This window comes from Huintestinicola sp. (genome assembly GCF_051882455.1).
Classification (GTDB): Bacteria; Bacillota; Clostridia; order Oscillospirales; family Ruminococcaceae; genus Huintestinicola.
Map to the genome: position 1 here is coordinate 20,912 of NZ_JBJERV010000067.1, position 11,853 is coordinate 32,764.

Here is an 11,853-nt window from a genome sequence, read left to right on the forward strand (position 1 = left end):
GTTAAACCTTGATATCCGTAAGCTTCTGCGCAAGGAAAAACGAAGCGATAAAAATGATAACGCATACCGTTGTAAGTACCCTGCCGAGCAAGGTGGTAAACAGCATTCCCATCATACCCCCGTCTCCGTCCGAGGAGAAAAGGAGCATAAGCAGCACAGGCATTATGAGCATCATAACGGTCTCCTGCTTGGGGGCGGTGAGAACGGTCTCGATCTCCTGCTCTATCTCTATTTTGTCGGAGATCACCTGCTGCGTCTGCTTGATGATATCGGAAAACTTATTGCTCTTACCCTCGATGACCTCGAATATCTGTGCAAAGCTCAGGATATCATCAACGCCGCTTCTCTCTCCGAAATCCTTGAAAAGGACTCTCAGCTGAATGCCGTTTCGGTATTTGCTCAGGATATTCGTTACCTCCACAACAATATCGGTATCCTCGCTGTATGTGAGCTTCAGGTCCTTGAGAGCGGACTCCAGAGCGTGAAGCTCCGTATTTCCCGCACGGGACGCCACCGCCATGCTCTCAAGCATATCGCAGAACTGTACTCTGAGCTTTTTTCTTCTGGCTTTTATCCTGCTGTTGGCATAGCTTGATTCCAGAAAGAATGCAGCAATAAACGCCGCGGGGAGAGCAATGAAAACATTATGATAGAATACATAGAGCACAGCCGTTCCGACAACAGTAAAGGCTGCGAATACCGCTAAATGCTCATAGGGCTTCATCGGGCATTTATTATAATTTATATCTCCCGATTTCTTTTCGATAACAATATCCTTTGAGGACTTTTTTCCCACTTCATATTCCTCCTTTATGGATTTTTCAGATAATCATAAATTCCCGCATTTATGAATTTATCGGGATGGACCATATGATTTTCCGTTCGTTTCAGAACTCCCCTGACCTTTGTCAGAGTGCTGTCGGGGGACTCCTCAAACCTGTAGAGCGGATTGAGATTTATCTTTCCGTTTTCATAGCCTGTTACCTCGGTGATCTCCATAGTTTTTCTCGAAAAATCTCTCATTCTCGACAGATGGACGATAATATCCACCGCCGAAGCTATCTGCTGACGGATAGCTTCCAGGGGAAGTCCCGGGGAACCGCTCAGTACCATAGTTTCCAGTCTGCTGAGCATATCGTTGGTGGAGTTGGCATGACCTGTGGAAAGGCTTCCGTCATGACCTGTGTTCATTGCCTGAAGCATATCAAGCGCCTCACCGCCTCTGACCTCGCCAACGATGATCCGCTCGGGTCTCATTCGCAGGGAGGATTTGATAAGGTCTCTGATGGTTATTGCTCCCACGCCTGCGGAATTGGCATTTTTTGTCTCAAGCCTTACAAGGTTCGGAATGCTCTTGATCTGGAGCTCAGCGGAGTCCTCAATGGTGATAACTCTCTCATAGGAGGGGATGTAGTTTGAAAGAGCGTTAAGAAACGTTGTTTTTCCGCAGCCTGTGCCGCCGCATACGAAAATGTTGAACTTTGCTCTGACAAGCTTTTCCAGGAACTCTGCCGCTTCCTCGGTAAGCGAGCCGTACTGTATAAGCTTATGGACCGTCATAGCCTCCTCGGGAAAGCGTCTTATGGTAACTATGGGACCGTTCAGCGCCACAGGCGGCATAACGACGTTTACACGGGAACCGTCGGCAAGTCTTGTGTCAACTATGGGGTTTGACTCGTCAACTGACCTTCCTGCCTGACGGACGAATTTGGTGATTATATCCACCAGTCTCTCGGTATTTTCAAACTGAGCCTCAAGCCGCCTGAGCTTTCCCGCCTGCTCAACAAAGATATTGTCATAGCCGTTTATCATGACCTCGGTAATTGATTTATCCGCAATTATGGTTCCGAGGATATCAAGTCCGCGCACCGATTCGAAAACGGAATCCTTGATGCCGTTTTTGTCAATAAATGTCATTGAAGCATATTTGCTGTATGCTGACGGGTCGCTGTGACGGCTTTCGTCCACGATCTTTCCGATCATTTCCTCGATCTTGTCAAGTAGCTCGCTGTCGCTGAGCGTGGTGAGATTATAAAGCTGCTGCACCTCTTCTTTAACGGCTACCGTAAGCTTCATCGAGGTCTCTTTATCTATCATAGTTATCACCGACTTTTCATTTAAAAATTGTACTTCGAGGTATTATGACAAAAGACGGCCGATATCGAGTCTCGCCTTTTTAACTATCTCCTCCACCACGATCTCGGTGGTGTCGCTGTTTAGTTTCGGAACGGAAGAAACCACCTCAAGCCCTGTAACGCTGTCAGCGCCGGGGTCATTAGCCTTGTTCCTTACAACAGCCGCTTTTGAAAAATACTCCTCAAACATACTTCTTTGTGAATAGAAGCGTTCCATTTTTTCCCTGCATACGGTATCGGGAGTTTCCACAAGAATTATCTTGTCGGATTTGTCCATAATAATGCTGTTGACACCCTTGAGCGACGTGTTCATATCCACAATAATGTATTCGCAGATGTCAGAAGTCATTATGGTATCAAGGAGCGCCGACATCTTTTCGTTTGTTATCTCCGTAACGTCCATAATGTTTGAGAACATATCGAAATACATAACGCCCGACTTGCTTTTCTTCACAAGGCTGCTTATTTTCATAGGCATATTTATGCCCTTGTCGAGCTGATAGATTATCTCATCAAGTCCCTTGCCGGGTCTTGCTTCAAGCAGCAGTCCGTATGAAGCAATATCTTCAAAGTTCAGATACAGCACACGGTTGCCGCGGTTTGCCGTCATCTCCGCCGCAGCACAGGATATTACGGTCTTGCCCGTTCCTCCCGCAGGAGAATAGAAGCATATGAGCTGACTGCTTATATTTCCGGAATTAAGCGTCTGACCGTTGCCCATTTCCGAAAAATAGCCTATCATCTCACGGTACATTATCTCAACGTGCTGATATTTGATAATGTATTTGCCAATATCGTTAGCAAGCCTGATGCTGTCATCGTAGTCCTCGTCGAGCAGCACCAGAGGGAGCTTGACATTTTTCAGATTGATATCTGCCGAATATGCGGATACATCAAAAAGAGCAATGTCATATATTCTTTTCTGCAGAAGCTTTCCGAAGCCGTCACTGTCTGCAAGGGTGAGATCAAGATTGCTGTATTTGTGCTCTAAAGCAGAAAATAATCTCTGGCTGTAATCCTTATCATTATCTGCAATAATTATTTTCAGTTTTTTCATTGTAAAATATAGCCACCTTTCAGATATACTGCCTGCCTTTTTTCCGTTTTCTCAGAATATATACATCTGAGAAAGGATGGCGGTTTTCCCATAAAATAAGAGCGTCTGAGAAAAAATGACCATTTTTTTGACGGCTGATAGTATCATATCAGGCTGCGGAGCTTTTCCATATTGCTCCTTTTGAAATCCGAAGAGGAATGAACATATCTGTTGAGAGTAATATTTACGTTTTCATGACCGAGTATTTCGCTGAGAGCCTTTATCTCAAAGCCGTTTTCCACGCATCTTGTGGCAAAGGTATGGCGAAGAGTGTGGAAATGAACATTTTCAAGCTTACATTCTGCTATGTAGCTCCTGAATTTGTATTCCATGACCCGAGGCTCGACAGATATGTCCTCTTCTCCCGAAAGAAGATATGCTTCTTCGCTGAGCGTTTCGTAATGCTCTCTGAAAAATCCCGCAATAAACTCAGGCAGCGGTATATCACGCACTGCTTTCCTGCTTTTGGGTTCGGTTATCATTATCCTTGTTTTGACCGACTCTCCCTCGACCTGCAGTCTCTGCATTGTTCCGCAGATGTGGAGAGTGTTTGTTGTGAATGAAATATTTTTCTTTTTCAGAGCGCAGAGCTCACCTATTCTTATACCCGTACAAAGGCTGAGATATGTGCCTATCTTGCAGAGGTCGTCTCCCTTTGTAAGATAAGAGATCAGTATCTTCTGTTCGCTCAATGACAAGACCCGTATGGACCTGTTTGTCTGACGGATATTGAGATGCCTGAGACTTGCGGTGACGCAGCCCTCAGTCTGAGCCTGCTGCAGTATCATTTTCATAACGCACAGAATATCCGTACGGGTCGCAGGCGAAAGCTTTTCCTTTGACATTATCAGCCTGCCGACAGTATCGGACGTAACAGCATTGATCTTACAGCTTCCCAGATCGGGTTCAATATGGTTATGCCATATTGCCTTATACTTATTGTATGTGGAAAGCTTGCACCTCATCTTCACCGACTCAAGCCATGTCTCGGCATAGCAGCTCAGTGTCTTTTCTCCGTCCTTTGTGACCGCCTCCTGCTTTTCGGGAGAAAAATCTCTCATTTTCTTTTTTACTTCGGAGTAGCTGGCAGCATAAAATGATTTGTAGCGGCTTTTCTCTCCGCAAGGCAGCATAATTCTGCCTTCCCAGCGTCCGTCCCTGCGTTTATAAATGTTTTCTCCTCTTCTTGGCATAAAAATTCCTCCTTATTTGACCATTCTTTTGACGGTAAATCGCGTTTTTTTCTTAACATATCCGGAACGAATTTCCCTATGTTAAAACAGACATATGTAAAAAACGACAATTTTCTTGTAAACTATTGACAATAGAAGTGTCAATGTAGTATAATTTAAATTAGGTAGTTATGTTTATTTCCTTTTCTCAGATGTATATATTCTGAGAAAAGATCCCAAAGACTTCTGCGGCATGAGCTGCGGAAGTCTTTTTAATTTTATCCGAACAAATTGTAAATTGTAATAATATAAATTAAACTTTATATGCCCGCTTTCCTCAGAAAGCGATTTACGAATTTAATGTGCTGAATTTTTATGAAACTAATTCATCATCTCTTGAAATTCACTGCAAACTATGATATAATGATAATAAACTATGTTTGTACCGTGAAAATTAACATAAATTGTAAATAATCGGGTACAAGCAGGCATAATATTTCCATATTTTTACAAACAGGCATACTGTCTGTGCGGATATATGTTTATTAAGTGACATTAAAATCAAGCTGAAATCGAAAGGATCGGATTATATGAAGGTTGTTATACTTGCAGGCGGATTTGGTACCAGAATTTCCGAGGAATCACAGTTCAAGCCCAAGCCCATGATCGAGATCGGAAGCAAGCCAATTCTCTGGCATATTATGAAAGAGTATTCGTATTACGGCTTCAACGAGTTCATAATCTGTGCAGGCTATAAGCAGCACGTGATAAAGGAATGGTTTGCTGATTATTTCCTGCATAACAGCGATATTACATTTGATTTCACCAAAGGTGAGAATGATATGACTATCCACAATTCGCACCTTGAGCCATGGAAGGTCACAGTGGTGGATACGGGTCTTAACACAATGACAGGCGGACGAATAAAGCGTGTGCAGAAATATGTGGGAGACGAGCCCTTCCTTATGACATACGGTGACGGCGTATGCGATGTTGATATAGGCAAGCTGGTGGAGTTCCACAGGTCCCACGGCAAGATCGCCACTCTAACCGCAGTTATGCTTGAACAGCAGAAGGGAGTGCTGGATATCGGCGGTGACAATGCGGTCAAATCCTTCCGGGAAAAGAACTTGTCCGACGGGTCGCCTATCAATGCGGGATACATGGTCCTGCAGCCTGAGATATTTGATTATATCGAAGGAGATGACACTGTTTTTGAAAAGGAGCCGCTTAATAAGCTTGTGGAAAAGGGCGAGCTTATGTCATATATGCACAAGGGCTTCTGGCAGTGCATGGATAATTCGAGAGAGAAGCTCATGCTTGAAAAAATGCTTGAATCAGACTCTGCCCCCTGGAAGAAATGGGCAGATTAAGGAGGAACAACAATGGCAGAAAAAACTGTCAGCATAGTTATACCTGCTTTTAACGAGGAGGAAAATATAAGACCTGTAACAGAAGCAGTACGTGCAGAAATAAAGGAAAACCTTCCCGAATATGATTATGAGATACTTATAATCGATAACAACTCTCAGGATAATACACGAAAAATAATAAGAGAGCTCTGCAAAGAGGACAGGAATGTAAAAGCCATATTCAACGAAAAGAATTTCGGTCCCGATAATTCACCCTATTACGGTCTTATGCAGGCAACAGGCGACTGTGCCATACTCTTCTGTGCCGATTTTCAGGACCCTCCGGAAATGATACATAAAATGGTAAGGGAATGGGAACAGGGCTATACCGTTGTAACTGCCATAAAGACAGAAAGCAAGGAAAACAGACTCATACGCTTTTTCAGAACAATATATTACAGGCTCATCAAAAAAATATCCAGCACAGAGATAATAGAACACTTCACAGGCTTCGGCTGTTATGATAAAAGCTTTCTTGATATAATGCGAAAGCTTGATGACCCCGCGCCGTTCCTGCGCGGTGTTGTGGCAGAATTTGCAGGCAACAGAAAATCCATTGAGTATGAACAGCAGAAAAGAAGAGCCGGCAAAAGTCATATCCGTTTCTTTACGCTTTATGATATGGCAATGAGGAGCTTCACGTCATACACGAAGATAGGTCTGCGTATGTGTACCTTTTTCGGCTTCGGGGTCGCCATAATAAGCGTGATAATATCTCTGGTATATTTCATAAAGAAGCTTCTGAACTGGGATGCTTTTGATTTCGGTATCCCCGTTATCCTGATAGGCGTATTCTTCCTCGGCGCTGTTCAGCTTATTTTCATGGGCTTTATGGGTGAATATATCCTTACGATAAATCAGCGAAGTATGAAACGTCCGCTGGTCATTGAACACGAGCGAATAAATTTCGAAAATTCGGAAAAAGAGATGTCTCAGACAAAAAGCTGATATGCACGGCGCTGAGAAAATAAAAAAACATATCTTTGAGGAACACGTTCTATATGAATAAAAAAATAAAAATACTGGACTGTACGCTGCGTGACGGCGGACAGGGACTTGATTATAACGACCATATCGGTATAAAAACAGAAGCGTTTACCGACAGCGAAAAGCTCAGAATTGCCGAACTGGTGAGAGATTCGGGGATAGACATTATCGAAATAGGCTGTATGTCCGAGAGCAGCATCGGCAGAGAGCGATTTGCGGTTTATGAAAACCTCAGTGATCTGTGCAGATTTCTGCCCGAGAGAAAGGACCCCCGGCAGATATTCACAGGTCTTTATATCGACCCCGATACCCCTGTTGATAAGATACCCGAGCATACGCCCGAAATGGTTGACGGTATCAGAGTGATACTAAGATATTCCCAGCTGAAAAAATCTGTAGATTTCTGCGCTTCGCTGGCAAAGAAAGGCTATAAGACCTTTATTCAGCCCATGCTGACCATGCGCTATACCGATGACGAGCTGAAAATGCTTGTTGACTCCGCCAATGAGATGGGAGCATATGCGCTCTACTTCGTCGACAGCTTCGGATATATGGACGAAAGGGATATCGAAAGGCTTTACCGCTTTTACGGCGAGGGACTTGACGAAAGTGTAAGGATAGGCTTCCACGCTCATAATAATATGGAAAACGCTTTTTCAAACGCCAGATATTTTATCGAAAACCTGGCAGACCGTGAATGTATAATCGATTCCTGTGCCGCAGGAATGGGACAAGGTGCGGGAAACCTTCAGACAGAGATCATTGTGGATCATATGAATAAGCATTACGGTACAGAATATGATTTTGACTGTGTTCTGGAGGTATGCGATATCCTGGAAAAATTCCGCAGCCATGATATGGAGGTCTGGGGATATTCCCCCCTCAGATTTATACCCGCCGTTCATAAGGCAGCTTACAAATATGCCGCTGCCATGAAACTCGATTACAAAATGTCACTTTCCGAGATCAACAAAATTCTTTCAGATATGCCCCTTGAAATGCGTCACAGATACACTGCCGATGATCTGAAGAAGCTTTTGGGCAAATAACACGGAGTGTAATAAATGGAGCAAAATATAACGCAAAAAAGCAGAAAATCAAATATAGAGCTTTGCAGGATAATCTGTATGATGATGATAATCGCCCATCATCTGGTTTATCACGGCAGAGGTATTCATATTGCGGAACCCATCGCAAACCGTTTTATTTCATATATATTTCTGCCCGGAGGAAAGATCGGATTTGACGCATTCATTGCGATCACCGCATATTTTATAACCGACAGTTCATTCAAAGCAGAACGATTTTTCAAGATCTATCTTGAAGTCATATTCTACAGTGTGATAACAACAGCGGCTGCATTGATGACAGGACTCAAAATGACTATCCCCGAGCTTATCGGCGCCCTTCTGCCGATAACAGGTGCCGTGCAGGGCTATGCCGCCACATATCTGGCATTCTACCTGCTGCTGCCGTTTTTGACCGCAGTTTCAAAGCACACAACCGATAAACAGAACTGTTTTCTCGTTGGTGTGCTCACAGTATTCGTGATATTCAGCAGAGTGATCGGTCCGATAACATCAAGCGAACAGGACGTATACTGCAGGTTAATTCTATTTGTATACTTTTATTTTCTTATGATCTTTCTGAAAAGGCATCCGGTGAAGTGGCTTGAAAAGCCATTGGTCACGATGACCCTTTTTATAATAAACTGGGCATTGATCGTAAGTTACCATATATTGCCTGAAATTATTCCGATAGATGAAAAGATACTGCAATTTATGTCACGTTTTCTAAGTGATGAAGGAGGACTGCTGAATATTACAGCAGGTCTGCTCATATTCTTTTTCTTCAAAAGCATCAATATAAAGCAGTCAAAATGGATAAATATTACGGCAAGTACGACTCTTGGAGTCCTCCTGCTCCACGACGGACATTTTTCCAGAAGTCTTACCTGGCGTATCCTGAAACCGAGCTCATGGATCGAAAGCAAATACTATATTCTTATGATATTTGCATCGGTACTGATAGTATTCATCTATTGTGCCGCTTTTGACATAATGAGAAAAAGGCTGTTGGAAACACCGTTTTTCAAAACCGAACGGATACGGCTGCTGTGCAGAAGGATCGATGAATACGTTGCTCCCCCTGCGGAAACATCTGCGGAAGCAAGATATGCCGATAAAAAATAGCAAAACCATAACTATACCGACTACGTAAAGGAGATAATATCAATGCTTAAAGGTAAAAAAATATTGGTCACAGGCGCAACAGGACTCATAGGCAGCGGTCTCGTGTGCAGACTTCTTGAAGAAGGAGCGCAGGTCATTGCAATGGGAAGAAATATGGCAAAGCTTGAGCGTGTCTTTAAAGATAAGCTCAGTTCGGGAAATCTGTACTGCCGTGAAAGAAATGCGGCAGCAGGTCTTTCGGAGGAGCTTTCCGAGCTTGATTATATTTTCCACGCAGCAAGCCCCATATCGGGAAACGAGATAAAAAGCAGACCTGTGGATACGATCTCATCAAATATCGACGGAGCAAGGAACTGCCTTGAATACCTGAAAGATCAGAAGGAAAAAACAGGAAAAAGCGGACGTCTGATAGTATTCTCCTCTGCCACAGTTTACGGAGCAGCCCCTGCCGAGGGAAAAACCGTCTCGGAAGATGATACATATCTGGCTGACAGACTATCCTCGGCAAATATCCCCTATTCCGAATCCAAGCGAATGACGGAAGCGCTGGCAGGAGCATATTACAGGCAATATAATGTGGATACCGTAATAGTCAGATTCAGCTATGTTTACGGTTACTCTGCCGAAATGCCCGCAACTGCATTTTACGAATTTATCAAATGCGCACTGAACGGCAATGATATCACTATCAATGCACCGAAAATGTCAAGGCGTGACAATATTTATCTCGAGGACGCGCTGGACGGTCTGCTCTGCGCTGCTGTGAATGGCGAAAGCGGTGAAGCGTACAATATTTCATCGGGCGGACAAGCAGGAAGCTATGCCTCTGCCTCAGAGCTTGCCGAGATAATTGCAGACAGTGCAAATAAATATCTCGGCAGCAATGTGAGAGTAATATATCCCAAAGGCAGCTGTGAACAGCTGGAAGGCATGATACTTGACAATTCCAAAGCAGCGTCCATTGGTTTTTCCGTAAAAACGCCCCTTTCGGAAGGAATTGGCGCAATAGTAAAAAAATACGCCTCCATCAAAGAATAAATGCCGTAAATAAAGCGGTCCCCATGTTCAAAGGACGGTAAATAAAAGTATGACTGTTTCCGAATTTATAGTAAGCGAGTTAATAAGATACGGCGTAACGGATACCTTCGGTATCCCGGGCGGAGTGATCTTAAAGCTGCTTTCGGCAATGAAAAATGCCGAACCCGCCCTTACTCCTCATCTGACCCATCACGAGCAGACAGCAGGCTTTGCTGCGCTGGGCTATGCTCAGGCAGGGGGAAAGCTCGGAGCTGCCTATGCCACAAGAGGTCCCGGTATAACAAATATGGTCACCTGTATCGCTGAGGCATATCAGGAGTCTGTACCTGTGCTGTTTATTACCGCCCATTCCGCAAGGACCTCGGGTGCCCCCCGTTTTATGAATAATCAGGAGCTTGATATAGTCAGCTGTGTATCGGGATTTACAAAATTTGCCGCAAATATCGACAGTCTGAGCGATGTCAGAGAAATTCTCGGCAAGGCGATCACCGCTGCGGTAAGCGGCAGAAAGGGACCCGTGCTGCTGGATATCGCGGCATCACTGTTCGCAGCAGATATGCCCGGGTCCGACCATATCGAGACTTATGCAGCTGATGACAAGCTTACGGAAAACAGCAGACGTGCCGCCAACGAGACAAAGAAAAAGCTTATAAGCTCCGAAAGACCCGTTTTGCTTATCGGAGACGGCATAAGACACACTGTACCAAAGGAAAGACTTCACCATATCGTTAAATCGCTGGGTATCCCCGTGCTTTCAAGCCGAGGCTCTCAGGATATTCTCGGCGGGTCGCCGTATTACTTCGGATATGTGGGAAGTCACGGCGTCCGCTACAGCAATTTTATCCTCTCAAAAGCTGACCTTATCATATCTGTGGGCAACAGAATGGCATTCCCGCTTACATCAGAAAGCTTTGCGCCTGTGATAAAAAATGCGGAGGTCATACGCATCGACATTGATGAAAACGAGTTTGAAAGGCATATTCCGGGTGAACTCACCTTCACCTGCGACGGCGGGGACTTCCTTGAAACGCTGTATGAGCAGGAAGTATGCTTCAGCCATGGGGACAGCTGGCTCGGAAAATGCAGATATCTTAAAGAAGAGCTGATAAACGAAGACTGTCCCCTGCAGGTCGAAAGACTTGCAGGCTTTATCCGTTCCCGAAGCGGCGTCTCATATGTCTGCGATGTGGGAAATAACGAATTTTACTTTTCAAGAGCCTATGAAAAAAGCGGTTCGGGAGACTGTGTTTACTGCTCACGCTCCTTCGGCACCCTTGGCTCGGCTCTCGGACGTGCAATAGGAGTGCATTATGCCACAGGCGGCGATGTAATTTGCGTAACGGGCGATCAGGGACTTCAGTACAATATTCAGGAGCTCCGGTATATATCCCATTGGCAGCTCCCGATAACGATAGTCCTTCTCAATAACAGCTGCTCGGAAATGATACGGGATCACGAAAAAACAGCTCTTGGCGGTATGAGCATACACGTTGACGAAAAAAGCGGCTACAGCACTCCCGATTTCAGAAAAATATCCGAAAGCTATGGCATTATATACACATCAGATGATAAAGCAGCCATCGCCTCCAAAAATAAAACGCTGTTTTACGAAATACGCTTTGACAGCGAAAACGGGCTCACCCCGTCGCTTCCGAAAGGAAAGCCTTGTCAGGATATGAGTCCGTACCTTGAGCGAAGCCGATATGAGCGGCTGGATAATATCTGAAACTATAGCGATCCGCAAAAATATCCTAACATTGAAAATAGAAAGACCAGCTATAAAAAGTCAATACCCCAAATGAAAAAATTAAGAAAAATTTT

General features: G+C 44.4%; 10 protein-coding genes. 6 read left to right on the forward strand and 4 right to left on the reverse strand.

The features are described from left to right. Position 1 precedes the first annotated feature (1 nt). The 4 genes from ACI4J0_RS08950 to ACI4J0_RS08965 form a co-directional block, all read right to left on the reverse strand. On the reverse strand, positions 2 to 796 hold the full coding sequence (locus tag ACI4J0_RS08950) for a type II secretion system F family protein (protein ID WP_439765472.1): 795 nt from the start codon (positions 794 to 796) through the stop codon (positions 2 to 4). Between the two features lie 14 nt (positions 797 to 810). Next, on the reverse strand, positions 811 to 2,094 hold the full coding sequence (locus tag ACI4J0_RS08955) for a CpaF family protein (RefSeq protein ID WP_439765481.1): 1,284 nt from the start codon (positions 2,092 to 2,094) through the stop codon (positions 811 to 813). Between the two features lie 45 nt (positions 2,095 to 2,139). Then, a complete protein-coding gene (locus tag ACI4J0_RS08960; protein ID WP_439765473.1) occupies positions 2,140 to 3,192 on the reverse strand; it encodes a hypothetical protein in 1,053 nt (350 codons plus the stop codon). A 143-nt stretch (positions 3,193 to 3,335) separates the two neighbouring features. Beyond that, positions 3,336 to 4,424: a tyrosine-type recombinase/integrase gene (locus tag ACI4J0_RS08965; protein WP_439765474.1), complete on the reverse strand. Its 1,089-nt coding sequence runs from the start codon at positions 4,422 to 4,424 to the stop codon at positions 3,336 to 3,338. Between the two features lie 569 nt (positions 4,425 to 4,993). Between ACI4J0_RS08965 and rfbF the strand changes: the two genes are divergently transcribed. The 6 genes from rfbF to ACI4J0_RS08995 are packed head-to-tail and all read left to right on the forward strand — an operon-like array spanning position 4,994 to position 11,758. Next, entirely contained in the window at positions 4,994 to 5,776 is a 783-nt protein-coding gene (gene rfbF, locus ACI4J0_RS08970) for a glucose-1-phosphate cytidylyltransferase (protein WP_439765475.1), read from the forward strand. A 12-nt stretch (positions 5,777 to 5,788) separates the two neighbouring features. Then, positions 5,789 to 6,763 carry a glycosyltransferase family 2 protein gene (locus tag ACI4J0_RS08975; RefSeq protein ID WP_439765476.1) on the forward strand — a complete coding sequence of 325 codons (975 nt, stop codon included), beginning with the start codon at positions 5,789 to 5,791 and terminating at the stop codon, positions 6,761 to 6,763. Between the two features lie 53 nt (positions 6,764 to 6,816). Further along, complete coding sequence (locus tag ACI4J0_RS08980; protein ID WP_439765477.1) at positions 6,817 to 7,851, forward strand: hypothetical protein; 1,035 nt, start codon at positions 6,817 to 6,819, stop codon at positions 7,849 to 7,851. 15 nt (positions 7,852 to 7,866) lie between these two features. After that, a complete protein-coding gene (locus ACI4J0_RS08985) occupies positions 7,867 to 8,994 on the forward strand; it encodes an acyltransferase family protein (protein ID WP_439765478.1) in 1,128 nt (375 codons plus the stop codon). Between the two features lie 42 nt (positions 8,995 to 9,036). Further along, the gene (locus ACI4J0_RS08990; protein WP_439765479.1) at positions 9,037 to 10,032 is read left to right on the forward strand and encodes an NAD-dependent epimerase/dehydratase family protein; all 996 of its coding nucleotides are present in this window, start codon (positions 9,037 to 9,039) and stop codon (positions 10,030 to 10,032) included. A gap of 49 nt (positions 10,033 to 10,081) precedes the next feature. After that, the gene (locus ACI4J0_RS08995; protein WP_439765480.1) at positions 10,082 to 11,758 is read left to right on the forward strand and encodes a thiamine pyrophosphate-binding protein; all 1,677 of its coding nucleotides are present in this window, start codon (positions 10,082 to 10,084) and stop codon (positions 11,756 to 11,758) included. Positions 11,759 to 11,853 lie beyond the last annotated feature (95 nt).